The sequence below is a fragment of the Pseudomonas sp. GW821-FHT04C07 genome, from assembly GCF_059420325.1.
Genome location: NZ_JBWKTM010000019.1, coordinates 34,463 through 60,788, shown reverse-complemented (window position 1 = coordinate 60,788; position 26,326 = coordinate 34,463). Strand labels below are relative to the sequence as shown.

22 protein-coding genes and 3 tRNA genes are annotated in these 26,326 nt (G+C 56.7%); 24 read left to right on the top strand and 1 reads right to left on the bottom strand.

The annotated features are described in order from the left end of the window. Nucleotides 1–31 precede the first annotated feature (31 nt). The 7 genes from dnaK (at nucleotide 32) to AC07UI_RS26980 (ending at nucleotide 9,874) form a co-directional block, all read left to right on the top strand. Entirely contained in the window at nucleotides 32–1,948 is a 1,917-nt protein-coding gene (gene dnaK / locus AC07UI_RS27010) for a molecular chaperone DnaK (protein ID WP_494995356.1), read from the top strand. 324 nt (nucleotides 1,949–2,272) lie between these two features. Next, complete coding sequence (gene dnaJ, locus AC07UI_RS27005; protein ID WP_494995355.1) at nucleotides 2,273–3,397, top strand: molecular chaperone DnaJ; 1,125 nt, start codon at nucleotides 2,273–2,275, stop codon at nucleotides 3,395–3,397. 10 nt (nucleotides 3,398–3,407) lie between these two features. Next, nucleotides 3,408–4,214 carry a 4-hydroxy-tetrahydrodipicolinate reductase gene (gene dapB / locus AC07UI_RS27000; protein WP_494995354.1) on the top strand — a complete coding sequence of 269 codons (807 nt, stop codon included), beginning with the start codon at nucleotides 3,408–3,410 and terminating at the stop codon, nucleotides 4,212–4,214. A gap of 256 nt (nucleotides 4,215–4,470) precedes the next feature. After that, the gene (carA, locus tag AC07UI_RS26995; RefSeq protein ID WP_494995353.1) at nucleotides 4,471–5,607 is read left to right on the top strand and encodes a glutamine-hydrolyzing carbamoyl-phosphate synthase small subunit; all 1,137 of its coding nucleotides are present in this window, start codon (nucleotides 4,471–4,473) and stop codon (nucleotides 5,605–5,607) included. Between the two features lie 139 nt (nucleotides 5,608–5,746). Beyond that, a complete protein-coding gene (gene carB, locus AC07UI_RS26990) occupies nucleotides 5,747–8,968 on the top strand; it encodes a carbamoyl-phosphate synthase large subunit (RefSeq protein ID WP_494995352.1) in 3,222 nt (1,073 codons plus the stop codon). Continuing rightward, nucleotides 8,965–9,441, top strand: coding sequence for a transcription elongation factor GreA (gene greA, locus AC07UI_RS26985; protein WP_494995351.1), 477 nt, complete (start codon nucleotides 8,965–8,967; stop codon nucleotides 9,439–9,441). The genes carB and greA overlap by 4 nt, the downstream gene beginning before the upstream one ends. A gap of 28 nt (nucleotides 9,442–9,469) precedes the next feature. Continuing rightward, on the top strand, nucleotides 9,470–9,874 hold the full coding sequence (locus AC07UI_RS26980) for an MFS transporter (RefSeq protein WP_494995350.1): 405 nt from the start codon (nucleotides 9,470–9,472) through the stop codon (nucleotides 9,872–9,874). Nucleotides 9,875–9,883: 9 nt separating this feature from the next. On the opposite strand, the gene AC07UI_RS26975 is transcribed toward AC07UI_RS26980, so the two are convergent. Continuing rightward, on the bottom strand, nucleotides 9,884–10,192 hold the full coding sequence (locus tag AC07UI_RS26975) for a YhbY family RNA-binding protein (protein ID WP_494995349.1): 309 nt from the start codon (nucleotides 10,190–10,192) through the stop codon (nucleotides 9,884–9,886). Between the two features lie 116 nt (nucleotides 10,193–10,308). On the opposite strand from AC07UI_RS26975, the gene rlmE reads away from it, so the two are divergent. From rlmE to AC07UI_RS26890, 17 genes are all read left to right on the top strand, one after another. Further along, a complete protein-coding gene (gene rlmE / locus AC07UI_RS26970; protein WP_419118816.1) occupies nucleotides 10,309–10,959 on the top strand; it encodes a 23S rRNA (uridine(2552)-2'-O)-methyltransferase RlmE in 651 nt (216 codons plus the stop codon). Nucleotides 10,960–11,151: 192 nt separating this feature from the next. Then, nucleotides 11,152–13,062 carry an ATP-dependent zinc metalloprotease FtsH gene (gene ftsH, locus AC07UI_RS26965; RefSeq protein ID WP_494995348.1) on the top strand — a complete coding sequence of 637 codons (1,911 nt, stop codon included), beginning with the start codon at nucleotides 11,152–11,154 and terminating at the stop codon, nucleotides 13,060–13,062. An 8-nt stretch (nucleotides 13,063–13,070) separates the two neighbouring features. Next, nucleotides 13,071–13,922 carry a dihydropteroate synthase gene (gene folP, locus AC07UI_RS26960; protein WP_494995347.1) on the top strand — a complete coding sequence of 284 codons (852 nt, stop codon included), beginning with the start codon at nucleotides 13,071–13,073 and terminating at the stop codon, nucleotides 13,920–13,922. Nucleotides 13,923–13,938: 16 nt separating this feature from the next. Continuing rightward, nucleotides 13,939–15,276: a phosphoglucosamine mutase gene (gene glmM, locus AC07UI_RS26955; RefSeq protein WP_494995346.1), complete on the top strand. Its 1,338-nt coding sequence runs from the start codon at nucleotides 13,939–13,941 to the stop codon at nucleotides 15,274–15,276. A gap of 66 nt (nucleotides 15,277–15,342) precedes the next feature. After that, on the top strand, nucleotides 15,343–16,098 hold the full coding sequence (tpiA, locus tag AC07UI_RS26950; protein ID WP_494995345.1) for a triose-phosphate isomerase: 756 nt from the start codon (nucleotides 15,343–15,345) through the stop codon (nucleotides 16,096–16,098). A 4-nt stretch (nucleotides 16,099–16,102) separates the two neighbouring features. Beyond that, on the top strand, nucleotides 16,103–16,486 hold the full coding sequence (gene secG, locus AC07UI_RS26945) for a preprotein translocase subunit SecG (protein WP_419118821.1): 384 nt from the start codon (nucleotides 16,103–16,105) through the stop codon (nucleotides 16,484–16,486). 28 nt (nucleotides 16,487–16,514) lie between these two features. Further along, nucleotides 16,515–16,600 (top strand) — tRNA-Leu (locus AC07UI_RS26940). Nucleotides 16,601–16,695: 95 nt separating this feature from the next. Continuing rightward, nucleotides 16,696–16,772: transfer RNA gene (locus AC07UI_RS26935), tRNA-Met, on the top strand. A gap of 140 nt (nucleotides 16,773–16,912) precedes the next feature. Beyond that, complete coding sequence (rimP, locus tag AC07UI_RS26930) at nucleotides 16,913–17,371, top strand: ribosome maturation factor RimP (RefSeq protein WP_419118832.1); 459 nt, start codon at nucleotides 16,913–16,915, stop codon at nucleotides 17,369–17,371. A gap of 47 nt (nucleotides 17,372–17,418) precedes the next feature. Beyond that, nucleotides 17,419–18,900 (top strand): transcription termination factor NusA, encoded by a 1,482-nt coding sequence (gene nusA, locus AC07UI_RS26925; RefSeq protein ID WP_489068704.1) that lies wholly within the window; start codon nucleotides 17,419–17,421, stop codon nucleotides 18,898–18,900. A gap of 27 nt (nucleotides 18,901–18,927) precedes the next feature. After that, nucleotides 18,928–21,444, top strand: coding sequence for a translation initiation factor IF-2 (gene infB / locus AC07UI_RS26920; protein WP_494995344.1), 2,517 nt, complete (start codon nucleotides 18,928–18,930; stop codon nucleotides 21,442–21,444). Nucleotides 21,445–21,603: 159 nt separating this feature from the next. Continuing rightward, complete coding sequence (gene rbfA, locus AC07UI_RS26915) at nucleotides 21,604–22,005, top strand: 30S ribosome-binding factor RbfA (RefSeq protein WP_494995343.1); 402 nt, start codon at nucleotides 21,604–21,606, stop codon at nucleotides 22,003–22,005. 3 nt (nucleotides 22,006–22,008) lie between these two features. After that, on the top strand, nucleotides 22,009–22,926 hold the full coding sequence (gene truB, locus AC07UI_RS26910) for a tRNA pseudouridine(55) synthase TruB (protein ID WP_494995342.1): 918 nt from the start codon (nucleotides 22,009–22,011) through the stop codon (nucleotides 22,924–22,926). 117 nt (nucleotides 22,927–23,043) lie between these two features. Continuing rightward, the gene (gene rpsO, locus AC07UI_RS26905; protein ID WP_009042128.1) at nucleotides 23,044–23,313 is read left to right on the top strand and encodes a 30S ribosomal protein S15; all 270 of its coding nucleotides are present in this window, start codon (nucleotides 23,044–23,046) and stop codon (nucleotides 23,311–23,313) included. A gap of 196 nt (nucleotides 23,314–23,509) precedes the next feature. Beyond that, entirely contained in the window at nucleotides 23,510–25,615 is a 2,106-nt protein-coding gene (gene pnp, locus AC07UI_RS26900) for a polyribonucleotide nucleotidyltransferase (RefSeq protein WP_494995341.1), read from the top strand. Between the two features lie 192 nt (nucleotides 25,616–25,807). Continuing rightward, a tRNA-Thr gene (locus AC07UI_RS26895) sits at nucleotides 25,808–25,883 on the top strand. 135 nt (nucleotides 25,884–26,018) lie between these two features. Then, nucleotides 26,019–26,324 (top strand): DUF6388 family protein, encoded by a 306-nt coding sequence (locus tag AC07UI_RS26890; RefSeq protein ID WP_494995340.1) that lies wholly within the window; start codon nucleotides 26,019–26,021, stop codon nucleotides 26,322–26,324. Nucleotides 26,325–26,326: the final 2 nt, after the last annotated feature.

The following is a 26,326-nucleotide window of genomic DNA, read 5'->3' as shown; positions in this document are numbered from 1 at the left end:
CAACCAAATCCAAAGTTTCAGGAGAGTTAACATGGGCAAAATTATCGGTATCGACCTGGGGACCACCAACTCCTGCGTCTCCGTTCTTGAAAACGGCAAAGCCAAAGTCATCGAAAACGCTGAAGGCGCGCGTACCACGCCGTCGATCATTGCATATGCCAACGACGGTGAAATCCTGGTTGGCCAATCGGCCAAGCGTCAGGCTGTGACCAATCCGCACAACACCCTGTATGCGGTGAAGCGTTTGATCGGTCGTCGTTTTGACGAAGAAGTCGTACAGAAAGACATCCAGATGGTCCCTTACAAGATCGTCAAGGCTGACAACGGCGATGCTTGGGTCGAAGTCAACGGCCAGAAAATGTCTCCGCCTCAGATTTCGGCTGAAATCCTGAAGAAAATGAAGAAGACTGCCGAAGACTATCTCGGTGAGTCGGTGACCGAAGCGGTGATCACCGTTCCGGCCTACTTCAACGACAGTCAGCGTCAGGCCACCAAAGATGCGGGTCGCATCGCGGGTCTGGACGTAAAACGTATCATCAACGAACCAACCGCAGCCGCTCTGGCTTACGGTATGGACAAGGCCAAGGGCGATCACACCGTGATCGTTTATGACCTGGGTGGCGGTACTTTCGACGTTTCCGTGATCGAAATCGCTGAAGTCGATGGCGAGCACCAGTTCGAAGTGTTGTCCACCAACGGTGACACCTTCCTCGGTGGTGAAGACTTCGATATTCGTTTGATCGACTACCTCGTTGACGAATTCAAGAAAGAAAGCGGCATGAACCTCAAGGGTGACCCGCTGGCGATGCAGCGCCTGAAAGAAGCTGCTGAAAAGGCCAAGATCGAGCTGTCCTCCAGCCTGCAGACCGATGTCAACCTGCCGTACATCACCGCAGACGCTACCGGTCCCAAGCACTTGAACGTGAAAATCTCTCGCGCCAAGCTGGAAGCGCTGGTTGAAGACCTGGTTCAGCGCACCATCGAACCATGCCGTATTGCACTCAAGGATTCTGGTATCGACATAGGCGCGATCAACGACGTGATCCTGGTCGGCGGTCAGACCCGTATGCCACTGGTTCAGAAGCTGGTGACCGAGTTCTTCGGTAAAGAAGCTCGTAAAGACGTTAACCCGGACGAAGCTGTAGCCATGGGTGCTGCTATCCAGGGCGCGGTATTGGCTGGTGATGTGAAAGACGTTCTGCTGCTCGACGTCACTCCGCTGACGCTGGGTATCGAAACCATGGGCGGCGTAATGACTGCGCTGATCGAGAAAAACACCACGATTCCTACCAAGAAATCCCAAGTGTTCTCGACTGCCGATGACAACCAGGGCGCAGTGACTATTCACGTACTGCAGGGCGAGCGTAAGCAAGCCGCGCAGAACAAGTCTCTGGGCAAGTTCGACCTGGCCGAGATTCCACCAGCTCCACGTGGCGTGCCGCAAATCGAAGTGACCTTCGACATCGATGCCAACGGCATCCTGCACGTAGGCGCCAAAGACAAGGCTACCGGCAAGACTCAGTCGATCGTGATCAAGGCCAACTCCGGTCTGTCCGAGGACGAAATTCAGCAGATGGTTCGCGATGCTGAAGTCAACGCTGACGAAGACCGCAAGTTCGAAGAGCTGGCCAGTGCCCGTAACCAGGGTGATGCCCTGGTTCACTCGACTCGTAAAATGATCGTAGACGCTGGCGACAAAGTGACTGCTGAAGAGAAGACTGCGATCGAAGCTGCTCTGGTTGCACTTGAAGCCGCTGTTAAAGGCGACGACAAGGCTGCCATCGATGCCAAGGTTGAAGAGCTGTCCAAGCTGTCTGCCCCGATTGCTCAGAAAATGTACGCAGAGCAAGCCAATCCGGCGGACGCAGCGGCCAAGCCAGCTGAATCCGCTGGAAAAGCTGACGACGTTGTCGACGCTGAGTTCGAAGAAGTAAAAGACCACAAGTAAGCTAGCTTGTTGGTCGGCCGGTTGACTGCGTTCGGGCGGTGACTGGTAGGATGTCGCCGCGCGGGAGCTTGCTCCCGCGTTGGCGTGTCTGGAGTAAGTGAATTTTTTACAGCATGCGACAACGTTCGGGTGCTGGCGGTACGGTCGGGATGCTCCTGCTTTTCGGTCAACAAATACCGCACCCGCGGGCCAGTTTATTGGCCGCAAATCAAAGACCAGGATCGTTGAATTGACGTGAGTTGGGTCCGGGCCTGTATTGGGGCTCAACGAGTTTGGCGAGGCTCAGGAGGGGTTTGCCGAACGTCCTTAAGAGTGCAAAGAATTATGGCAAAGCGTGACTATTACGAAGTGTTGGGTGTGGAGCGCGGCTCCAGCGAGTCGGACCTGAAGAAGGCTTACCGTCGTCTGGCGATGAAGCACCACCCGGACCGTAATCCCGATGACAAAGCATCGGAAGATCTGTTCAAGGAGGCCAATGAGGCCTATGAAGTGCTGTCCGATTCCAGCAAGCGTGCTGCCTACGATCAGTATGGTCATGCAGGCGTTGACCCGAGCATGGGGGGCGGCGGTGCCGGTTTTGGCGGTCAGAATTTCTCGGACATCTTTGGTGATGTGTTCAGTGATTTCTTCGGCGGTGGTCGCGGCGGTTCTCGTGGCGGCGCTCAGCGCGGCAGCGATCTGCGTTACACCCTGGAGCTGAACCTGGAAGAAGCGGTGCGCGGCACGACCGTGAATATCCGTGTTCCGACACTGGTCAACTGCAAGCCTTGCGATGGTTCCGGTGCCAAGAAGGGCTCCTCGCCGATCACTTGCTCGACCTGTGGTGGTATTGGTCAGGTGCGGATGCAGCAGGGGTTCTTCTCGGTGCAGCAAACCTGCCCGCGTTGCCATGGCCAAGGCAAGGTCATTGCCGATCCATGCGACTCCTGCCATGGCCAGGGTCGTGTCGAAGAATCCAAAACCCTGTCGGTAAAAGTGCCGGCTGGCGTTGACACCGGCGACCGTATTCGCCTGTCTGGCGAAGGTGAAGCGGGTACTCAGGGTGGGCCGACTGGCGACCTGTACGTGGTCATCAATGTGCGCGAGCACGCGATCTTCCAGCGTGATGGCAAGCACCTGTTCTGCGAAGTGCCGATAAGCTTCGTTGATGCTGCACTGGGTGGTGAGCTGGAGATCCCGACGCTCGATGGCCGGGTCAAGCTGAGGATTCCTGAAGGTACGCAAACCGGTAAGCAATTCCGGGTTCGCGGCAAGGGCGTTGCGCCGGTTCGTGGTGGTGGTGCGGGCGACTTGATGTGCCGTGTTGCGGTCGAAACTCCGGTCAATCTGAGTCGTCGTCAGCGTGAACTGCTCGAAGAACTTCGCAATTCCTTGGCGGACGACAATACTCATTCGCCCAAAACGACCGGCTGGTTCGAAGGCGTGAAGCGCTTCTTTGGCGATCTGTAAGGAGACAGGCATGCGACGTATAGCTGTGATGGGCGCTGCCGGGCGCATGGGCAAGATCCTGGTCGAGGCGGTGCAGCAGCGCGCGCCGCTCACTGGTTTGACCGCAGCGATCGTACGTCCTGGCAGTACTTTGATCGGGGTGGATGCCGGTGAGCTGGCATCGCTGGGGCGTATCGGTGTGTCGTTGACCGGCAGCCTGGAGAAGGTGGCTGACGAGTTCGATGTGTTGATCGACTTCACGCTCCCGGAGGTCATGCTGAAAAACCTGGCGTTCTGCCGCAAGGCGGGCAAGGCCATGGTGATCGGCACCACGGGATTGGGCGCCACGGAAAAGCAGCTGCTGGTCGAGGCGGGCAAGGACATTGCGATCGTGTTCGCGGCCAATTTCAGTGTCGGCGTAAACCTGTCGCTGAAGCTGCTCGATATGGCGGCTCGCGTGCTGGGCGATGATGCCGATATCGAAATCATCGAAGCACACCATCGGCACAAGATCGATGCGCCTTCAGGTACGGCTTTGCGCATGGGCGAGGTCATTGCCAGTGCGTTGGATCGTGATCTGCAGAAGGTTGCGGTCTATGGGCGTGAAGGCCATACCGGTGCGCGCGAGCGCGAAACCATCGGCTTTGCCACCGTTCGTGGTGGTGATGTTGTCGGTGATCATACGGTGCTGTTCGCCTGTGAGGGCGAGCGACTGGAGATCACTCATAAGGCGTCGAGTCGCATGACTTTCGCCAAGGGTGCCGTTCGTGCCGCTTTGTGGCTCGATGGTCGTGCGCCTGGTCTGTATGATATGCAGGACGTGCTCGACCTGCGTTGAGATGTGCCGCAAACAGGGTTCGAACGTGAGTTTGAACCCTGTTTTCAACCGCTAAGCGACGCCCTGTCGCATTCTCCTGCCTTTAAGGCTCATTAGCGGTGGACCAAAAAAGCCTTTTTCTGTAAGCTACAGCTTTAGTGTGTCCACTAAAAGCGCGCAGATAATTCGACGAAGAAGCGGGGTGACGTGTCTATACGTCATTCCGCTTTTTTGCAACCTGCGATTGCCCTTCAGGCTTTATTTACGGGAGGTCTTCTTGACTAAGCCAGCCATACTCGCCCTTGCTGATGGCAGCATTTTTCGCGGCGAAGCCATTGGAGCCGACGGTCAAACCGTTGGTGAGGTGGTGTTCAACACCGCAATGACCGGCTATCAGGAAATCCTTACCGATCCTTCCTATGCCCAACAAATCGTTACCCTGACCTATCCGCACGTTGGCAACACCGGCACCACGCCGCAAGATGCCGAGTCGGATCGTGTCTGGTCGGCCGGCCTGGTAATTCGCGACCTGCCACTGGTTGCGAGCAACTGGCGTAACACGATGTCCCTGTCCGATTACCTGAAAGCCAACAACGTTGTGGCGATCGCCGGTATCGACACTCGCCGCCTGACACGCATCCTGCGTGAAAAAGGTGCACAGAACGGCTGCATCATGGCCGGCGACAACATTTCCGATGAAGCGGCGATTGCAGCTGCACGCGGTTTTCCAGGCCTCAAAGGCATGGATCTGGCGAAAGTCGTCAGCACCCAGTCAAGCTACGAGTGGCGTTCCACTGTCTGGGAGTTGAAAACCGACAGTCACGCAACCATCGACGCGTCCGAACTGCCCTACCACGTGGTTGCCTACGACTACGGCGTCAAGGTGAACATCCTGCGCATGCTGGTAGAGCGCGGTTGCCGCCTGACCGTCGTTCCGGCACAAACCCCGGCCAGCGAAGTCCTGGCGCTCAAGCCAGACGGCGTATTCCTGTCCAACGGTCCAGGTGATCCAGAGCCTTGCGACTACGCAATCCAGGCGATCAAGGACATCCTTGAAACCGAGATTCCGGTGTTCGGCATCTGCCTCGGTCACCAGCTGCTGGCCCTGGCCTCTGGCGCCAAGACCGTGAAAATGGGTCATGGTCACCACGGTGCGAACCACCCGGTTCAGGATCTGGACTCCGGCGTCGTCATGATCACCAGCCAGAACCACGGTTTTGCGGTAGACGAAGCAACCCTGCCAGGCAACGTTCGCGCGATCCACAAATCGCTGTTCGACGGCACCCTGCAAGGCATCGAGCGTACCGACAAGAGCGCATTCAGCTTCCAGGGTCACCCTGAAGCCAGTCCTGGTCCGAATGATGTGGCGCCACTGTTCGATCGCTTCATCAACGAGATGGCCAAGCGACGTTAATCGTTGGCCTTGAGCATGTAGCGAGAAGCTCCTGAGGGTGGCCCCGGTATCCGGCGGCCCCCGAAGGACTTCAGAGATTGATCAAGACGGCTTCTCCTCGGGGGATTGCCGTCGGACCTGCGGATTTGAGTGACTACCCATGCCAAAACGTACAGACATTAAAAGCATCCTGATTCTCGGCGCTGGCCCGATCGTTATCGGCCAGGCCTGTGAATTCGACTACTCCGGCGCCCAGGCCTGCAAAGCCCTGCGCGAAGAGGGTTACCGCGTCATCCTGGTGAACTCCAACCCAGCGACCATCATGACCGATCCGGACATGGCCGACGCTACCTACATCGAGCCGATCAAGTGGCAGACCGTTGCCAAGATCATCGAGAAGGAGCGTCCGGACGCGCTGCTGCCGACCATGGGCGGCCAGACTGCTCTGAACTGCGCCCTGGACCTGGAGCGTGAAGGCGTTCTGGAAAAATTCGGCGTAGAGATGATCGGCGCCAACGCTGACACCATCGACAAGGCTGAAGACCGTTCGCGTTTCGACAAGGCGATGAAATCCATCGGCCTGGCCTGTCCGCGTTCCGGCATCGCCCACAGCATGGAAGAGGCCAACGCGGTTCTCGATAAGCTCGGCTTCCCATGCATTATCCGTCCGTCCTTCACCATGGGCGGCACCGGCGGCGGTATCGCTTACAACCGTGAAGAGTTCGAAGAAATCTGCGCCCGCGGTCTGGACCTGTCGCCGACCAAAGAGCTGCTGATCGACGAATCGCTGATCGGCTGGAAAGAGTACGAAATGGAGGTTGTCCGCGATAAGAAGGACAACTGCATCATCGTCTGCTCGATCGAAAACTTTGACCCGATGGGCGTGCACACCGGTGACTCGATCACTGTTGCGCCGGCACAGACCCTGACCGACAAGGAATACCAGATCCTGCGTAACGCCTCCCTGGCGGTACTGCGTGAGATCGGCGTGGAAACCGGCGGTTCGAACGTGCAGTTCGGTATTTGCCCGGACACTGGTCGCATGGTTGTGATCGAGATGAATCCACGGGTATCCCGTTCCTCGGCATTGGCCTCCAAGGCCACCGGCTTCCCGATTGCCCGGGTCGCAGCCAAGCTGGCGATCGGTTACACCCTCGACGAACTGCAGAACGAAATCACCGGCGGCAAGACCCCGGCCTCTTTCGAGCCGTCTATCGACTACGTCGTTACCAAGCTCCCACGTTTTGCCTTCGAGAAATTCCCTAAGGCTGACGCTCGTCTGACCACGCAAATGAAGTCGGTCGGCGAAGTCATGGCTATCGGCCGGACCTTCCAGGAATCCCTGCAGAAAGCCCTGCGCGGCCTGGAAGTAGGCGTATCCGGTCTGGACCCGAAGCTTGACCTGAGCAATCCGGAAAGCATGGGTGTACTCAAGCGCGAGCTGACCGTGCCGGGCGCCGAGCGTATCTGGTACGTCGCGGATGCTTTCCGTGCCGGCATGACTGTCGAAGATATCTTTGGCATGAACATGATCGATCCATGGTTCCTCGTACAGATCGAAGATCTGGTGAAGGAAGAAGAGCGGGTCAAGACTCTCGGTCTGGCCACCATCGACCGTGACGTGATGTACCGCCTCAAGCGCAAAGGCTTCTCCGATGCGCGTCTGGCCAAGCTGCTGGGTGTGACAGAAAAGGCCCTGCGTCGCCACCGTCACAAGCTTGAGGTTTATCCGGTCTACAAGCGTGTCGACACTTGCGCTGCAGAGTTCGCGACCGACACCGCTTACATGTATTCGACCTACGAGGAAGAATGCGAGGCCAACCCTTCGACGCGCGACAAGATCATGATCCTGGGTGGCGGTCCAAACCGTATCGGCCAGGGCATCGAGTTCGACTACTGCTGCGTTCACGCGGCACTCGCACTACGCGAAGACGGGTACGAGACCATCATGGTCAACTGCAACCCGGAAACCGTATCGACCGACTACGACACTTCGGATCGCCTGTACTTCGAACCAGTAACCCTGGAAGACGTCCTGGAAATCGTCCGTGTCGAAAAGCCGAAAGGTGTGATCGTTCAGTACGGCGGCCAGACTCCGCTGAAACTGGCTCGCGCTTTGGAAGAGGCTGGCGTGCCGATCATCGGTACTAGCCCTGACGCCATCGACCGCGCTGAAGACCGTGAGCGCTTCCAGCAAATGGTTGAGCGTCTGAACCTGCGTCAGCCGCCAAACGCTACTGTTCGCAGCGAAGACGAAGCGATTCGTGCTGCCGGCAAGATTGGTTACCCGCTGGTGGTGCGTCCGTCCTACGTACTGGGCGGTCGGGCGATGGAAATCGTCTACGAAGAAGAAGAGCTCAAGCGCTACCTGCGTGAAGCAGTGCAAGTGTCCAACGACAGCCCGGTGCTGCTGGATCACTTCCTCAACTGCGCCATCGAAATGGACGTGGATGCGGTCTGCGACGGCACCGACGTGGTGATCGGCGCGATCATGCAGCACATCGAGCAGGCTGGCGTGCACTCCGGTGACTCCGCGTGCTCGCTGCCGCCATACTCGTTGCCGGCGCACATCCAGGACGAGATGCGCGAACAGGTCAAGAAAATGGCTCTGGAACTGGGTGTGGTCGGCCTGATGAACGTTCAGTTGGCGCTGCAAGGCGAAGACATCTACGTCATCGAAGTCAACCCGCGCGCATCGCGTACCGTTCCGTTCGTGTCCAAGTGCATCGGTGTTTCCCTGGCGATGATCGCGGCTCGCGTCATGGCCGGTAAAACCCTGAAGGAAATCGGCTTCACCAAAGAAATCATCCCGAACTTCTACAGTGTGAAAGAGGCGGTGTTCCCATTCGCCAAATTCCCTGGCGTTGACCCGATCCTGGGCCCGGAGATGAAGTCCACCGGTGAAGTGATGGGTGTCGGTGACACCTTCGGTGAAGCGTTCGCCAAAGCCCAGATGGGTGCCAGCGAAGTGCTGCCGACCGGCGGTACCGCGTTCATCAGTGTGCGCGACGATGACAAGCCGTTGGTTGCCGGTGTAGCCCGTGATCTGATCAGCCTGGGCTTTGAAGTGGTCGCAACCGCCGGTACTGCCAAGCTGATTGAAGCGGCAGGCCTGAAAGTGCGTCGTGTGAACAAAGTGACCGAAGGTCGCCCACATGTGGTCGACATGATCAAGAATGACGAAGTCACGCTGATCATCAACACCACGGAGGGTCGTCAGTCGATCGCTGATTCCTATTCCATTCGTCGCAATGCCTTGCAGCACAAGATCTACTGCACTACCACCATTGCTGCTGGCGAAGCCATCTGTGAAGCGCTCAAGTTCGGTCCCGAGAAGACCGTGCGCCGCTTGCAGGATCTACACGCAGGATTGAAGGCATGATCAAATACCCAATGACCGTCCAGGGCGCTAAAGCCCTGGAAGAAGAACACGCTCACCTGACCAAGGTCGTCCGTCCGAAGCTTAGCCAGGACATCGGTACGGCCCGCGAGCTTGGCGACTTGAAGGAAAACGCCGAATACCATGCAGCCCGCGAACAGCAGGGCATGGTCGAGGCGCGGATTCGTGATATCGAAGGTCGCATGCAGAATGCGGTCATCATCGACGTTACGACCATTCCCCACACTGGCAAAGTGATTTTCGGCACTACCGTCGAAATCGCCAACGTCGAAACCGACGAGAGCGTGACTTATCACATCGTTGGTGAGGATGAAGCTGACTTCAAGTTGGGCAAGATTTCGGTCGGTTCGCCTCTCGCTCGCGCCTTGATTGCCAAGGAAGAGGGTGATGTGGTGGCGGTTAAAACGCCAGGTGGCGTTATCGAGTATGAGATTGTTGAAGTCCGTCACCTCTAAGAGAAGGCGCCCGCTGCAAGCGGGCGCCATGCTCTGGCAGCTGGCCCAGATGCTCTGGGTTGGCGGCGTCTGGCTGCTGCACATAGGTCTGCTGCCGGTGCTGGGTCAAATTGGCCTGGCGCCGTTACTGATCGAAGAGATTGGTAATATGTTGAGTGCGCTGCTTGTGGGGTTTTCAGCCGTTTGCGTGGTTCTGCAGATTCTGGTGCTGATTCAGGCCGAGGGTCGGGCCAGTCTGTGGCGGGATATTCGCGGGCAGTTGCTGTTAATGGCGTTGTATGCGTGTGCGATGTATTTCGTGGTGCGCGTGTGGCTGCCAGAGGCACATCACTGGCATTTGTTCAGCTATCTTGTTCTGGGTTTTTCCGGATTGGTACTGGTATTGCAGTCGGTGCCGGGGTGGAGTGGCAGGGTGCGCGAAGCACACCCTTGACCCTTGATATCACTTGAAGCGATGGACGTTCGACAGCTGCTTGTTGACGCTGAAGTTCTTGCGGTAAATCAATGCCATTTTGCCGATGACTTGCACCAGATCCGCCTTGCCGGCCTTGCACAGCTCGGCAATGGCTCCCAGGCGGGATTCGCGTTCGAGGATGTTGAGCTTGATTTTGATCAGCTCGTGATCGCTCAATGCGCGTTCAAGTTCGGCTAACACACCTTCAGTCAAACCGTTGTCAGCCACAGTCAAAACTGGTTTCAGATGGTGGCCAATGGATTTGTACTGTTTCTTCTGCTCTTGAGTGAGCGGCATAATCTGACCCCTGTGTCTGATCTTGTAAAAAGCGGCGGCCAGTTTACCCGAGCGAGTCCGGGACCGCCCAGTTAATCACGACCCGTTTATTTTTGAGTTTAATTTTGAGGTGGCCCGTGGCCCGTTCCAAGACAAGCCATAACTGGCTGAAAGAACACTTCAACGACCCGTACGTCAAAATGGCGCAAAAAGACGGGTATCGTTCGCGTGCCAGCTACAAGCTGCTGGAAATCCAGGAGAAGGACCGTCTTATCCGTCCCGGGATGAGTGTAATCGACCTCGGCGCGGCGCCAGGAGGGTGGTCGCAAGTGACCAGTCGTCTGATCGGCGGCCAAGGCCGACTGATCGCATCCGACATCCTGGAAATGGACAGCATCCCTGATGTGACCTTCATTCAAGGGGATTTCACTGAGGATGCGGTGCTGGCACAAATCCTCGAAGCCGTAGGTAATACACAAGTAGACCTTGTGATTTCCGATATGGCCCCCAATATGAGTGGATTGGCTGCTGTGGATATGCCACGTGCTATGTTCCTCTGCGAATTGGCGCTGGACCTTGCGGGTCGGGTTTTGCGTCCTGGTGGTGATTTTTTGATCAAGGTCTTCCAGGGTGAAGGCTTCGACGAGTACCACAAGGACATTCGCAAGTTGTTCGACAAGGTGCAGATGCGCAAGCCGCTGTCTTCCCGTGACAGGTCCCGTGAGCAGTATTTGCTGGGGCGCGGGTTTCGCGGAATTGAAGGTGCTGCGAGTGATGAGCGTCTTTAATGCAGGTGATAGTTTTTTTTGTGTCGCTTTACGAGTGAAGCATAAACGAAAATCGTGTAGTCAAGGTTTCACAAAGGGTTACAGACGGCGCCTGCCACATCTGTAGGTTCTGTAGTAAGTTAGGATGGTGAATATCATGCGAAGCGCGCGCCAATAGCGGAGCTTGCTTCAGAGGGTAGTTAATTGAACGATATGGCAAAGAATCTGATCCTGTGGTTGATCATCGCGGCTGTCCTGGTGACGGTGATGAACAACTTCTCCAGCCCTAACGAGCCACAGACCCTCAACTATTCCGACTTCATCCAGCAAGTGAAGGATGGCAAGGTCGAGCGCGTAGCGGTAGATGGCTATGTGATTACCGGCAAGCGCAATGACGGCGATAGCTTCAAGACCATTCGTCCTGCGATTCAGGACAATGGCCTGATCGGTGATCTGGTGGATAACCACGTAGTCGTCGAAGGCAAGCAGCCTGAACAGCAAAGCATCTGGACCCAGCTTCTGGTTGCAAGCTTCCCGATCCTGGTGATCATTGCCGTCTTTATGTTCTTCATGCGGCAGATGCAGGGTGGTGGTGGCGGGAAGGGCGGGCCGATGAGCTTCGGCAAGAGCAAGGCGCGCTTGCTATCTGAAGATCAGGTGAAAACCACTCTTGGCGACGTTGCTGGTTGCGATGAAGCCAAGGAAGAGGTTGGTGAGCTCGTTGAGTTCTTGCGTGATCCGGGCAAGTTCCAGCGCCTTGGTGGTCGTATTCCTCGCGGCGTGCTGATGGTTGGTCCTCCGGGTACCGGTAAAACCTTGCTGGCTAAAGCTATTGCTGGCGAAGCCAAAGTGCCCTTCTTCACCATTTCCGGTTCCGATTTCGTCGAAATGTTCGTCGGTGTCGGTGCCAGCCGTGTTCGCGATATGTTCGAGCAGGCGAAGAAACACGCTCCATGCATCATCTTCATTGACGAAATCGACGCCGTCGGTCGTCACCGTGGCGCTGGCATGGGGGGTGGTCACGATGAGCGTGAACAGACTCTTAACCAGTTGCTGGTAGAGATGGATGGTTTCGAGATGAATGACGGCATCATCGTCATTGCCGCAACCAACCGTCCAGACGTGCTTGACCCTGCATTGCTGCGTCCGGGTCGTTTCGACCGCCAGGTCGTTGTAGGCCTGCCGGACATTCGTGGTCGCGAACAGATTCTGAAGGTCCACATGCGCAAAGTGCCGATGGGTGATGATGTCGCTCCGGCAGTAATCGCTCGCGGTACCCCTGGCTTTTCTGGTGCGGACCTGGCCAACCTGGTGAACGAGGCTTCGTTGTTTGCTGCCCGTACTGGCAAGCGCGTTGTCGAGATGAAAGAGTTTGAGCTGGCCAAAGACAAGATCATGATGGGCGCAGAGCGCAAATCCATGGTCATGTCCGAGAAAGAGAAGCAGAACACTGCCTACCACGAGGCGGGTCACGCTATCGTTGGTCGTGTTGTGCCTGAGCATGATCCGGTCTACAAGGTTTCGATCATCCCTCGCGGTCGTGCGCTGGGTGTCACCATGTTCTTGCCGGAAGAAGATCGTTACAGTTTGTCCAAGCGTGCGTTGATCAGTCAGATTTGCTCGCTTTACGGTGGTCGTATCGCTGAAGAAATGACCTTGGGCTTTGACGGTGTCACCACTGGCGCCTCCAATGACATCATGCGTGCCAGCCAGATCGCACGAAACATGGTTACCAAGTGGGGGTTGTCGGAAAAGCTCGGTCCGTTGATGTACGCCGAAGAGGAGGGTGAAGTGTTCCTGGGTCGCGGTGGTGGTGGCCAACATGCCAGTTTCTCGGGTGAAACCGCGAAGCTCATCGACTCTGAAGTACGAAGCATCATTGACCAGTGCTACGGTACTGCCAAGCAGATCCTTACCGACAACCGTGACAAGCTCGACGCCATGGCGGATGCCTTGATGAAGTACGAGACGATCGATGCTGAGCAGATCGACGACATCATGGCTGGGCGGACTCCGCGCGAGCCTCGCGACTGGTCGGATGGTGCGGGTACTTCCGGAACTCCTCCGGTAGTGCAGGGCGAACGTCCGCAAACCCCAATCGGCGGTCCAGCTGCTGACGTGTAAGGTTTTAAATGACTTCTGTACAGTCCTCGACCCGGTTGCCTTGCGGCAACCGGGTTCTTGATTTAGCCCGCACTCATGTGATGGGTATTCTTAACGTCACTCCTGATTCTTTTTCTGATGGCGGCCGCTTCAATCAGCTCGATGCGGCCTTGCGCCATGCCGAGGCGATGGTTGCGGCTGGTGCGACGCTGATTGACGTCGGTGGTGAGTCGACCCGGCCGGGCGCGCGGGTGGTTTCGCCGATCGAAGAGCTTGAGCGCGTTGCGCCCATTGTCGAGCGAATTCATCGTGAACTGGATGTGACTATTTCGGTCGATACCTCGACGCCCGCGGTCATGCGTGAAACTGCGCGACTGGGTGCGGGTCTGATCAACGATGTGCGTTCACTGCGACGTGATGGAGCGCTAGATGCGGCGGCGGCCGCAGGGCTGCCCGTGTGTCTTATGCATATGCTCGGCGAGCCGGGAGATATGCAGGACAATCCGCAATATCGAAACGTGACAAGCGAGGTCAGCGAGTTTCTGGCTGAGCGTATGGCTCAATGTGCGATGGTTGGCATCCCTCCCGAGCGAATCATCCTCGATCCGGGCTTCGGTTTTGCGAAAAGCCTGCAGCACAATTTGAGTCTTTTCAAGCATATGGAGGCTCTGCATGCCTTGGGGCGTCCCCTGTTGGTTGGGGTTTCGCGAAAGAGCATGATAGGGCTGGCGTTGAATCGTCCGGTTGGAGAGCGACTGCATGGCGGTCTGGCTCTCGCCGCATTGGCCGTGGTCAAAGGGGCGCGGATTTTGCGCGTGCATGACGTAGCCGAGACGGTCGATGTGGTGCGGATGATCGAAGCGGTAGAATCAGCCGATTAAGAGTGATGGAGCATTTATGACTAAAAAATATTTTGGTACTGACGGCATTCGTGGTCGGGTCGGCGAGTTTCCTATTACCCCGGATTTCATGCTCAAGCTCGGCTGGGCTGCGGGTATGGCATTTCGAAGCATGGGCGCCTGTCGGGTGCTGGTGGGCAAGGATACGCGGATCTCTGGCTACATGTTCGAGTCTGCCCTGGAAGCCGGGTTGTCTGCTGCGGGTGCCGATGTGATGCTGTTGGGGCCGATGCCGACACCGGCTATCGCCTACCTGACTCGCACCTTCCAGGCTGAGGCCGGTATTGTCATCAGTGCTTCGCACAACCCTCATGACGATAATGGCATCAAATTCTTCTCCGGGCAGGGCACCAAGCTGCCGGACGAAATCGAACTGATGATCGAAGAGTTGCTCGATATGCCGATGACGGTGGTCGAGTCGAGCAAAATCGGTAAGGTTTCACGGATCAACGACGCGTCAGGTCGTTATATCGAATTTTGTAAAAGCAGCGTGCCGACCGGTACCAGTTTTGCCGGTTTGAATATCGTTATCGATTGCGCACACGGCGCTACCTATAAAGTGGCGCCTAGTGTCTTTCGTGAGTTGGGTGCGCAGGTAACGGTGCTTTCAGCTCAGCCTAACGGTCTGAACATCAATGAAAACTGCGGTTCGACCCATATGGGGCAACTGCAGGCGGCGGTGCTTGCCGAGCATGCCGACCTTGGTATTGCCTTCGACGGTGATGGCGATCGGGTGTTGATGGTCGATCATACGGGCGCGGTAGTCGATGGTGATGAGTTGCTGTTTATCATCGCTCGTGATCTGCATGAGCGTAAGAAGTTGCAGGGCGGCGTCGTAGGTACTCTGATGAGTAATCTGGGGTTGGAGCTGGCTCTCGCAGACCTGGGTATTCCATTCGTGCGAGCCAATGTCGGTGACCGCTATGTGATAGCGGACCTGCTGGAGCGTAACTGGCAGGTCGGTGGCGAGAACTCTGGCCATATCGTCTGCTTCCAGCACACGACTACCGGTGATGCGATCATTGCAGCGCTGCAGGTATTGATTGCATTGAAAGGCCGTAAAGAGAGTCTTGCTCAGTCCCGCCAGGCGTTGCGCAAGTGTCCTCAGGTGTTGGTCAATGTGCGCTTTTCGGGCGGCGTAAATCCGGTCGAGCATACTACCGTGAAAGAGGCTTGCGCCCGTGTTACAACGGCTATGGCGGGTCGTGGACGGGTGCTTTTGCGCAAGTCCGGCACCGAGCCTTTGGTCCGCGTAATGGTCGAAGGCGATGATGAAGCGCAGGTTCGTGGTTATGCCGATGAGCTGGCAAAACTGGTTACTGAAGTTTGCGCCTGATTTTGGCTTGCCAGTGTTGATGCGGTTGGGTAACATCTGCGCCCACTTTGACCGACGAGGTACAGCATGCGTCGCCCTATGGTAGCTGGTAACTGGAAAATGCACGGTACCCGCGCCAGCGTCGCTGAGCTGATTAATGGCCTTCGTCATCTGGCCTTGCCAAGCGGTGTTGATGTCGCGGTATTCCCACCTTGCTTGTATATCAATCAAGTGATTGATGGCTTGAAAGGTCAGTCGATTTCGGTCGGCGCGCAGAATTCTGCGGTGGAATCCATGCAAGGTGCTTTGACTGGCGAGATTGCGCCAAGTCAGCTGGAGGACGCAGGTTGTTCTCTGGTGCTTGTGGGTCATTCCGAGCGTCGCCTGATTCTGGGTGAGTGTGACGAGGCTCTCAATCGCAAGTTCGCCGCGGCGCAAGCATGTGGCTTGATTCCGGTGTTGTGTGTAGGGGAAACTCTCGAGCAGCGCGAAGCCGGGAAGACCCTTGAAGTTGTCGGGCGTCAGCTGGGCAGCATCATTGAGGACTTGGGCGTAGGTGCATTTGCAAAGGCAGTAATCGCTTACGAGCCGGTCTGGGCTATTGGTACCGGGCTGACTGCATCACCGCAACAGGCGCAGGATGTGCACGCAGCCATTCGCGCCCAGTTGGCGGCAGAGGATTCTGAAGTCGCACGAGGTGTGCGGCTTCTATACGGCGGCAGCGTGAAGGCGGCCAATGCGGTCGAACTGTTCGGCATGCCGGATATCGATGGGGGGCTCATTGGTGGAGCTTCCCTGAATGCAGATGAGTTCGGTGCGATTTGTCGCGCCGCGGGAAACTGAGAAAATGCTGGAAACAGTCGTAGTCGTTTTTCATCTGTTGGGTGCTCTGGGCGTTGTTGCTCTGGTATTGCTGCAACAGGGTAAAGGTGCGGACGCTGGCGCGTCTTTCGGAGCAGGTGCTTCAAATACTGTGTTCGGAAGCCAAGGTTCCTCTACCTTTCTTAGTAAGTTTACTGCTATACTTGCCGCAGGTTTCTTCATGACCAGCTTAGGGTTAGGTTACTTTGCTAAAGAGAAAGCTCATGAGCTGACTCAAGTAGGTTTGCCAAATCCAGCGGTGTTGGAAGTTCCAAAGCAAAAACCGGCTTCTGATGATGTCCCGGTGCTTCAAGAGCAAAAGTCGGCAACCAATGCGACTGACGTGCCTCCAGCTCAAGAGCAAAAGTAAGAAGGGTTTCATGCAGTAACGTTGTATTGCCGAGGTGGTGGAATTGGTAGACACGCAACCTTGAGGTGGTTGTGCCCATAGGGTGTAGGGGTTCGAGTCCCCTTCTCGGTACCAATTATCAGGAGAGCCCGCTGTTGCGGGCTTTCTTGTAGGTGGAGGTTCGATTGACCCTGCAAGGGATCGGTCGTATACTTCCGCCCCAGCTTTGTCGCGGGGTGGAGCAGTCTGGTAGCTCGTCGGGCTCATAACCCGAAGGTCGTCGGTTCAAATCCGGCCCCCGCAACCAGTTTTAGCGGAGCCCCTTTTTAGGGGCTTTTTGTTAGCTGGACACTTTCTACGCCGCTGTTCGACGGCGTTTCAAGGATGGGCGTTTCGCCCATTTTTTTATTTTGCATAGCATGCACATACATGCACGAGGGGGTTCAGGTGTCGAGCAAGCTAGAAGAGTTGCAGGCCTTGCTGGCCCCGGTGGTCGTGGCCCTGGGCTATGAATGCTGGGGTATTGAGTTTTCGGCTCAAGGTCGCCACTCAATGTTGCGCGTTTATATTGATAAAGAAGGCGGCGTGCTGGTGGACGATTGTGCCATCGTCAGCCGTCAGATCAGCGGTGTCCTGGATGTTGAAGATCCGATCGCCGTTGAATACACCCTTGAAGTTTCCTCGCCTGGCATGGAACGCCCACTGTTCACTATTGAGCAGTTTGCAAAATTTGCCGGTGAACAAGTGAAGATCAAGCTGCGCTCGCCTTTCGAAGGTCGACGCAACTTTCAAGGCCTTCTGCGCGGCGTAGAAGAGCAGGATATCGTGGTGCAGGTTGAAGACCATGAGTTCCTGTTGCCGATCGATATGATCGACAAGGCCAACATTATTCCCAGTTTTGACTGAGACGCGGATCCCGCGGATCCAATGGCTTGCGAAAGGCGAGGCGTACGATGAGCAAAGAAGTACTGCTGGTTGTTGAGTCGGTATCCAATGAAAAGGGCGTACCGGCAAACGTTATTTTTGAAGCGCTGGAGCTGGCTCTGGCCACCGCTACCAAAAAGCGTTTCGAAGACGAAGTTGACCTGCGTGTGGAAATTAACCGCCACACCGGTGCCTATGAAACTTTCCGTCGCTGGGCGGTAGTCGAAGAAGCAGATCTGGACGATCCGGCTGTCGAGATGTGGGTCGAGCAGGCTCAGGAAACCCAGCCGGGCGCTAAAGCTGGCGACATCGTTGAAGTAAAAATCGACTCGATCGAGTTTGGCCGCATCGCTGCACAGACCGCCAAACAGGTCATCGTGCAGAAAGTCCGCGAAGCAGAGCGTGCTCAAGTCGTTGATGCCTATCGCGAGCGCTTGGGAGAAATCATCTCCGGCACCGTGAAAAAAGTGACGCGCGACAATGTGATCGTCGATCTGGGTAACAACGCCGAGGCGTTGTTGGCCCGTGAAGACATCATCTCTCGTGAGACTTTCCGTGTTGGCGTGCGTCTGCGTGCGCTGCTCAAGGAAATCCGCACCGAGAACCGCGGTCCGCAGTTGATCCTGTCGCGTACCGCGCCGGAAATGCTGATCGAATTGTTCCGTATTGAAGTGCCGGAAATTGCCGAAGGCCTGATCGAAGTGATGGCAGCATCCCGCGATCCGGGTTCTCGTGCCAAAATTGCGGTCCGTTCCAAAGACAAACGCATCGACCCGCAAGGCGCCTGCATTGGCATGCGCGGTTCGCGCGTCCAGGCAGTGTCTGGCGAGTTGGGCGGCGAGCGTGTGGATATTGTCCTGTGGGACGACAACCCGGCGCAGTTCGTGATCAACGCCATGTCACCGGCTGAAGTTGCGGCAATTATCGTTGACGAAGATGCCCATGCCATGGACATCGCCGTTGGCGCAGACAATCTTGCTCAGGCCATCGGTCGCGGTGGTCAGAACGTGCGTCTGGCTAGCCAGTTGACTGGCTGGACCCTGAACGTGATGACCGAATCGGACATCCAGGCTAAGCAGCAAGCAGAAACCGGCGACATCCTGCGCAACTTTATCGACGAGCTGGAAGTCGACGAAGATCTGGCACAGGTACTGGTCGATGAAGGCTTCACCAGCCTGGAAGAGATTGCCTACGTACCGTTGGAAGAAATGCTCAACATCGACGGCTTTGACGAAGATACAGTCAACGAGCTTCGCGCTCGCGCCAAAGACCGTTTGTTGACTAAAGCCATCGCTACTGAGGAAAAGCTGGCAGACGCCCATCCGGCCGAAGACCTGCTCTCGCTTGAGGGTATGGACAAGGATTTGGCGATGGAACTGGCGGTGCGCGGCGTAATTACCCGCGAAGACCTGGCCGAGCAGTCTATTGACGACCTGCTCGACATCGACGGCATTGACGATGATCGTGCCGGCAAGTTGATCATGGCCGCCCGAGCCCATTGGTTCGAGTAATTAGGCGCGGCCTGAGGAGAGAAGTGCATGACGCAAGTCACGGTGAAACAACTGGCCGATGAGGTCAAAACACCGGTAGAGCGCCTGTTGCAGCAGATGCGTGAGGCAGGTCTGCCGCACACCGCCGCCGAGCAAGATGTGACCGACAGTGAGAAGCAGGCTCTGCTGACTCACTTGAAAAGCAGCCACAAGGCGAAAGTGGAAGAACCGCGCAAGATCACTTTGCAGCGCAAAACCACCAGCACCCTGCGTGTTGCTGGCAGCAAAAGCATCAGCGTTGAAGTGCGCAAGAAGAAAGTCTTCGTACAGCGCAGCCCGGAAGAAATCGAAGCCGAGCGCAAACGCGAACTGGAAGAACGTCGCGCAGTAGAAAATGCTGCTCGTCAAAAGGCTGAAGAAGAAGCCAAGCGTCGCGCCGAAGAAGAAGCGCGTCGCCAGCCTGCTCCTGTGCAAGTGTCTGCAAATGACGCTGTTGTAGTGGCGCCTGCTGCTTTCGTCGCCCCAGTGCAAGAGGCCCCTGTTGTGGCTGCTGCGCCGGCTGCCGACGCTCGCAAGAGAGATGAGCAGCGTCGCCCGGACAAACCACGCAGTGATGACAGCAGTCGTCGCGGCGATGGCGAGCGCAAGAGCAATGCTCCGCATCGTGCAACCGTTAAAGAGAAGGCTCCGGCTCCACGCGTTGCCCCTCGTACTACCGACGAAGAAAGCGATGGCTTCCGTCGTGGTGGTCGCGGCAAGGCCAAGCTGAAGAAGCGCAATGCCCACGGCTTCCAGAGCCCAACCGGCCCTGTGATTCGTGACGTACAAATCGGCGAGACCATCACTGTTGGCGAATTGGCTCAGCAGATGTCGGTCAAGGCCGCTGAAGTCATCAAGTTCATGTTCAAGATGGGCACTCCGGCGACCATCAACCAGGTACTCGATCAGGAAACTGCTCAACTGGTAGCTGAAGAACTGGGCCACAAAGTGACCCTGGTCAGCGACACCGCCCTGGAAGACTCCCTGGCAGAATCGCTGAAGTTCGAAGGTGAGGCGTTCGCCCGTGCGCCAGTCGTGACCGTAATGGGTCACGTTGACCATGGTAAGACTTCGCTGCTCGACTACATCCGTCGTGCCAAGGTAGCTGCTGGCGAAGCCGGTGGTATCACCCAGCACATCGGTGCTTACCACGTTGAAACCGAACGCGGCATGGTCACCTTCCTCGACACCCCTGGTCACGCTGCGTTTACCGCAATGCGTGCTCGCGGTGCCAAGGCGACCGACATCGTGATTCTGGTAGTTGCGGCGGACGACGGTGTAATGCCGCAGACCATCGAAGCTGTTCAGCACGCCAAAGCCGCCGGTGTTCCGCTGGTTGTTGCTGTGAACAAAATCGACAAGCCGGGTGCCGATCTCGATCGCATTCGTAGCGAACTGTCTGTCCACGGTGTTACGTCCGAAGAATGGGGTGGTGATACTCCGTTCGTTTCAGTCTCCGCGAAAATGGGTACTGGCGTTGACGACCTGCTGGAAGCAGTCCTGCTGCAAGCTGAAGTTCTCGAGCTGAAAGCAACCCCGTCCGCTCCTGGTCGTGGCGTTGTGGTTGAATCGCGCCTCGACAAAGGTCGTGGCCCGGTTGCAACCGTTCTGGTTTCAGACGGCACGCTGCGTCAAGGCGACATGGTTCTGGTTGGTTCGAACTTCGGCCGTATCCGGGCGATGCTTGACGAGAACGGCAAGCCGATCAAAGAAGCGGGTCCTTCGATTCCAGTCGAGATTCTCGGTCTGGACGGCACGCCGGAAGCTGGCGACGAGATGAGCGTAATGACTGACGAGAAGAAGGCACGCGAAGTTGCCCTGTTCCGTCAAGGCAAGTTCCGCGAAGTCAAACTGGCTCGTGCTCACGCTGGCAAGCTGGAAAATATCTTCGAGAACATGGGTCAGGAAGAGAAGAAGACGCTTAACATCGTCCTCAAATCCGACGTCCGCGGTTCTCTGGAAGCTCTGCAGGGCGCCCTCGGCGGCCTGGGTAACGATGAAGTGCAAGTGCGCGTAGTCGGTGGCGGTGTCGGTGGTATCACCGAGAGCGACGCCAACCTTGCACTGGCCTCCAACGCTGTACTGTTCGGTTTCAACGTGCGTGCCGATGCTGGCGCTCGCAAGATCGTCGAACAGGAAGGTCTGGATATGCGTTACTACAACGTGATCTACGACATCATCGAAGACGTCAAGAAAGCCCTGACCGGTATGCTTGGCAGCGACGTTCGGGAGAACATCCTGGGTATCGCTGAAGTCCGCGACGTGTTCCGTTCGCCGAAGTTTGGCGCGATCGCCGGTTGTATGGTTATCGAAGGTGTTGTGCACCGTAACCGTCCAATCCGTGTACTGCGTGAAGACATCGTTATCTTCGAAGGCGAGCTGGAATCCCTGCGCCGCTTCAAGGATGACGCTTCCGAAGTACGTGCCGGCATGGAATGCGGTATCGGCGTGAAGAGCTACAACGACGTCAAGGTCGGTGACAAGATCGAAGTCTTCGAGAAGGTTCAGGTTGCTCGCAGCCTCTAACTCGCGCACTTCAAGAGCCGTGATGGGCAGCCGCATGCAAATGCACGGCGCATCACCCGGACTCTAAACGCAACGCCCGGTCTGGCTTCTGTCAGGCCGGGCGTTTGCCGCTTTCAGACCACACGGGTTTCACCGTGAGGCAGTAACAGGTAACAATACATGGCAAAAGAATACAGCCGTACCCAACGTATCGGCGATCAGATGCAGCGTGAGCTGGCACAGCTGATCCGTCGTGAAGTCAAAGACCCGCGCGTCGGCCTGGTCACCATTACCGCTGTTGAAGTCAGCCGTGACGTCGGTCACGCCAAGATCTTCATCACCGTGATGGGGCAGGACAGCGCCGACGACATCGCTCAAAGCATCAAGGTGCTGAACTCGGCCGCCGGTTTCCTGCGTATGCAACTGGCTCGTGAGATGAAGCTGCGCAGCGTTCCACAGCTGCACTTCCACTACGACGAAAGCGTCGTGCGTGGCGCTCATCTGTCGGCATTGATCGAACGCGCAGTGGCTGAAGACAATCAGCACCTGGTTGCGGCTGAACCCGAAGACGCCAAGGAGTAATCGGTGGCTCAGGTCAAACGTATCCGTCGTAACGTCAGCGGCATCATCCTGCTCGACAAACCGTTGGGGTTCACCTCCAATGCAGCGCTGCAGAAAGTCCGTTGGTTGCTCAATGCCGAGAAGGCCGGGCATACCGGCAGCCTGGACCCGCTCGCCACTGGCGTGCTGCCGTTGTGCTTCGGTGAAGCCACCAAGTTCTCGCAATATTTGCTCGATTCGGACAAGGCTTATGAAACCTTGATGCAATTGGGCAAGACCACCACCACGGCGGACGCCGAAGGTGAGGTTTTGCAGACACGGGAAGTGACCGTCGGTCGCGCCGATATTGAAGCGGTTTTACCGAGTTTTCGCGGTCAAATCAGTCAGATACCACCGATGTACTCAGCTCTCAAGCGTGATGGCCAGCCGCTTTACAAGTTGGCCCGTGCAGGTGAAGTGGTGGAGCGCGAAGCGCGTTCTGTTACTATTGCGCGCTTGGAATTGCTTGCGTTCGAGGGCGATACTGCCCGGCTTGCAGTGGATTGCAGCAAAGGCACTTATATCCGGACCCTTGTGGAGGATATTGGTGAGCAACTCGGTTGTGGCGCTTACGTTGCTCAATTGCGACGTACCCAGGCCGGTCCTTTCAGCCTGGCCCAGACGGTTACGCTGGAAGAGCTGGAAGCAGTACATGCCGAAGGCGGCAATGAGGCGGTTGACCGCTTCCTGATGCCATCGGACAGCGGCCTGCTGGATTGGCCACTGTTGCAGTTCTCGGAGCACAGCTCGTTCTACTGGCTTAACGGCCAGCCGGTACGAGCCCCGGATGCACCGAAGTTCGGCATGGTACGGGTACAGGATCATAACGGTCGCTTCATCGGTATCGGTGAAGTGAGCGAAGACGGGCGTATCGCGCCTCGTCGACTGATTCGGTCAGAATGACCGGACGAGGGTGGCTGTTAACAGGCACGGTCACTACTCATTTATAGATACAGGGATTTGTCCCTGGCCTGTTGAAGCTGTTTCTTTGAAACAGTTTCCTGATAAAAGGATTGCCTCATGGCTCTCAGCGTTGAAGAAAAAGCTCAAATCGTTACCGACTACCAGCAAGCTGTTGGTGATACCGGTTCGCCAGAAGTGCAAGTTGCACTGCTGACCGCCAACATCAACAAACTGCAAGGTCACTTCAAGGCCAACGGTAAAGACCACCACTCCCGTCGTGGTCTGATCCGCATGGTAAACCAGCGTCGTAAGCTGCTGGACTACCTGAAAGGCAAAGACCTGAGCCGTTACAGCGCTCTGATCGGTCGCCTGGGTCTGCGTCGCTAATAAGCGATTGCGCTAGAGGTTGGTTGTCTGTCGTGCGTCAGCGGGTTTCCCGCAGGCGCATGGCAGGCTCCCAGCCTCAAGTTTTATCTGGACAGTAGTTTTATCTGGACAATACAAGTCGGGCCGATTCCCGGCGTTGCCCAAGAATTTCGCAAGAAACCAGTTCCCCCAAGAGCCACAAAGAAGGTAGGACACCGTGAACCCGGTAATCAAAAAATTCCAGTTCGGTCAGTCGACCGTTACCCTCGAGACTGGCCGTATCGCCCGTCAGGCCTCCGGCGCAGTATTGGTCACCGTTGACGACGACGTCAGCGTATTGGTGACTGTAGTCGGTGCCAAGCAAGCCGATCCAGGCAAGGGCTTCTTCCCTCTGTCTGTTCACTACCAGGAAAAGACTTACGCTGCCGGTAAGATCCCTGGCGGTTTCTTCAAGCGCGAAGGCCGTCCTTCCGAGAAAGAAACCCTGACTTCCCGACTGATCGACCGTCCGATCCGTCCTCTGTTCCCGGAAGGCTTCATGAACGAAGTGCAGGTTGTCTGCACCGTCGTTTCCACCAGCAAGAAAACCGATCCGGACATCGCTGCGATGATCGGTACTTCGGCTGCGCTGGCAATCTCCGGCATTCCTTTCGATGGCCCGATCGGCGCTGCCCGCGTTGCGTTCCACGAAAGCACCGGCTACCTGCTGAACCCGACTTACGAACAACTGAAAGCATCGAGCCTGGACATGGTCGTTGCCGGTACTTCGGAAGCGGTATTGATGGTTGAATCGGAAGCCAAAGAGCTGACCGAAGACCAGATGCTGGGTGCGGTACTGTTCGCCCACGACGAATTCCAGGTGGTGATCAACGCTGTCAAAGAGCTGGCCGCCGAAGCTGCCAAGCCAACGTGGACCTGGGCTCCTCAGCCAGAAGCCACCGCACTGCTGGGCGCTATCCGTGCCGAGTTCGGCGAAGCGATCTCCCAGGCTTACACCATCACCGTCAAGGCCGACCGTTACGCTCGCCTGGGTGAACTGAAAGACCAGGTTGTTGCCAAGCTGTCCGGTGAAGAAGGCCAGCCTTCGTCCAGCGAAGTCAAAGCTGCTTTCGGTGAAATCGAATATCGCACCGTTCGCGAAAACATCGTTAACGGCAAGCCACGTATCGACGGCCGCGACACCCGCACCGTACGTCCGCTGAACATCGAAGTCGGTGTTCTGCCGAAGACCCACGGTTCGGCACTGTTCACCCGTGGTGAAACCCAGGCTCTGGTAGTCGCGACTCTGGGTACCGCCCGTGACGCACAGCTGCTGGACACCCTGGAAGGCGAGAAAAAAGACCCCTTCATGCTGCACTACAACTTCCCTCCGTTCTCGGTGGGCGAGTGTGGTCGCATGGGTGGCGCTGGTCGTCGCGAAATCGGTCACGGCCGTCTGGCCCGCCGTTCGGTTCAGGCCATGCTGCCAGCCGCTGACGTGTTCCCGTACACCATCCGTGTCGTATCGGAAATCACCGAGTCCAACGGTTCCAGCTCCATGGCTTCGGTCTGCGGCGCTTCCCTGGCGCTGATGGACGCTGGCGTGCCGATGAAGGCGCCGGTTGCCGGTATCGCCATGGGTCTGGTTAAGGAAGGCGAGAAGTTTGCCGTCCTGACCGACATCCTGGGTGACGAAGATCACCTGGGCGACATGGACTTCAAAGTAGCCGGTACCTCCAAAGGTGTTACCGCGCTGCAGATGGACATCAAGATCAAGGGCATCACCGAAGAAATCATGGAAATCGCTCTGGGCCAAGCCCTGGAAGCGCGCCTGAATATCCTCGGTCAGATGAACCAGATCATTGGCCAGTCGCGTACCGAGCTGTCGGAAAACGCTCCGACCATGATCGCGATGAAAATCGATACCGACAAAATCCGTGATGTCATCGGTAAAGGCGGCGCGACCATTCGTGCGATCTGTGAAGAAACCAAGGCTTCGATCGACATCGAAGACGACGGCTCGATCAAGATCTTCGGCGAAACCAAGGAAGCCGCTGAAGCCGCTCGTCAGCGCGTTCTGGGTATCACCGCTGAGGCCGAGATCGGCAAGATCTACGTGGGTAAGGTTGAGCGCATCGTCGACTTCGGCGCATTCGTCAACATCCTGCCGGGCAAGGACGGTCTGGTTCACATCTCCATGTTGAGCGATGCTCGCGTTGAGAAAGTGACCGACATCCTGAAAGAAGGTCAGGAAGTGGAAGTACTGGTACTGGACGTGGATAACCGCGGCCGTATCAAGCTGTCCATCAAAGACGTAGCAGCTGCCAAGGCTTCGGGCGTTTAATACTCCCTTCGCTTGATCGCTGAACACGCAAACGCCCCGACTGGTTCGGGGCGTTTTGCTGTGTGCAGGAAACGTAGCCGCTGCCGAACCCAGGCTCCGGCAGCTGCTACAGAGGGTTGCGCGCAAGTCTGTAGAAATTCAGATACGCAGCAAGTTGCCTGACCTGAAAGTCAGTGCTAGGTTTAGCCCACCGCCCGTGTAGCTCAGCCGGTAGAGCAGCGCACTCGTAACGCGAAGGTCGCAGGTTCGATTCCTGTCTCGGGCACCAGGCACCACCTGTTTTCAGATGATCCCGAATGGTTCTGAAGGCCAGATAAACCGGATTGCACGCGGTTTTTTCTGCGTCAGAGAGATCCTTGATGATCCAGATCCATCTTCCATTCCCCAGATCAGAGAGAACGAAATGACCATTAAAGAACTGACACAAGAAGCCCGGCACGAAGAGGCCCTCAAGAAATACATTCTTGATGCGCCCGAGTTGATGGACGAGATCAAAGACTTGAGCGCTGACGATCAGAAAGATCAGATTCAGTGGGCGTTCGAGGACGAGGCTGAAGCGCAGGGCTTGCAGCCCTGGGAGCTGACGCTCAAGTACACCTCGACGCCGGAAGAATACGAAGCGACACGCCTTGCATTGCACAAGGAAGCGGCCGAAGTGTTGGGCGTCGCGTGGGAAGAATACTGCGAGATGAACAATCTGGTGGTTTGATG

Bases quoted from the DNA above. Each gene is read 5' to 3' on its own strand.
- dnaK (WP_494995356.1), top strand. From the start codon at position 32: ATGGGCAAAATTATCGGTATCGACCTGGGGACCACCAACTCCTGCGTC.
- dnaJ (WP_494995355.1), top strand. From the start codon at position 2,273: ATGGCAAAGCGTGACTATTACGAAGTGTTGGGTGTGGAGCGCGGCTCC.
- dapB (WP_494995354.1), top strand. From the start codon at position 3,408: ATGCGACGTATAGCTGTGATGGGCGCTGCCGGGCGCATGGGCAAGATC.
- carB (WP_494995352.1), top strand. From the start codon at position 5,747: ATGCCAAAACGTACAGACATTAAAAGCATCCTGATTCTCGGCGCTGGC.
- greA (WP_494995351.1), top strand. From the start codon at position 8,965: ATGATCAAATACCCAATGACCGTCCAGGGCGCTAAAGCCCTGGAAGAA.
- AC07UI_RS26980 (WP_494995350.1), top strand. From the start codon at position 9,470: ATGCTCTGGCAGCTGGCCCAGATGCTCTGGGTTGGCGGCGTCTGGCTG.
- AC07UI_RS26975 (WP_494995349.1), bottom strand. From the start codon at position 10,192: ATGCCGCTCACTCAAGAGCAGAAGAAACAGTACAAATCCATTGGCCAC.
- ftsH (WP_494995348.1), top strand. From the start codon at position 11,152: ATGGCAAAGAATCTGATCCTGTGGTTGATCATCGCGGCTGTCCTGGTG.
- folP (WP_494995347.1), top strand. From the start codon at position 13,071: ATGACTTCTGTACAGTCCTCGACCCGGTTGCCTTGCGGCAACCGGGTT.
- glmM (WP_494995346.1), top strand. From the start codon at position 13,939: ATGACTAAAAAATATTTTGGTACTGACGGCATTCGTGGTCGGGTCGGC.
- tpiA (WP_494995345.1), top strand. From the start codon at position 15,343: ATGCGTCGCCCTATGGTAGCTGGTAACTGGAAAATGCACGGTACCCGC.
- secG (WP_419118821.1), top strand. From the start codon at position 16,103: ATGCTGGAAACAGTCGTAGTCGTTTTTCATCTGTTGGGTGCTCTGGGC.
- nusA (WP_489068704.1), top strand. From the start codon at position 17,419: ATGAGCAAAGAAGTACTGCTGGTTGTTGAGTCGGTATCCAATGAAAAG.
- infB (WP_494995344.1), top strand. From the start codon at position 18,928: ATGACGCAAGTCACGGTGAAACAACTGGCCGATGAGGTCAAAACACCG.
- rbfA (WP_494995343.1), top strand. From the start codon at position 21,604: ATGGCAAAAGAATACAGCCGTACCCAACGTATCGGCGATCAGATGCAG.
- rpsO (WP_009042128.1), top strand. From the start codon at position 23,044: ATGGCTCTCAGCGTTGAAGAAAAAGCTCAAATCGTTACCGACTACCAG.
- AC07UI_RS26890 (WP_494995340.1), top strand. From the start codon at position 26,019: ATGACCATTAAAGAACTGACACAAGAAGCCCGGCACGAAGAGGCCCTC.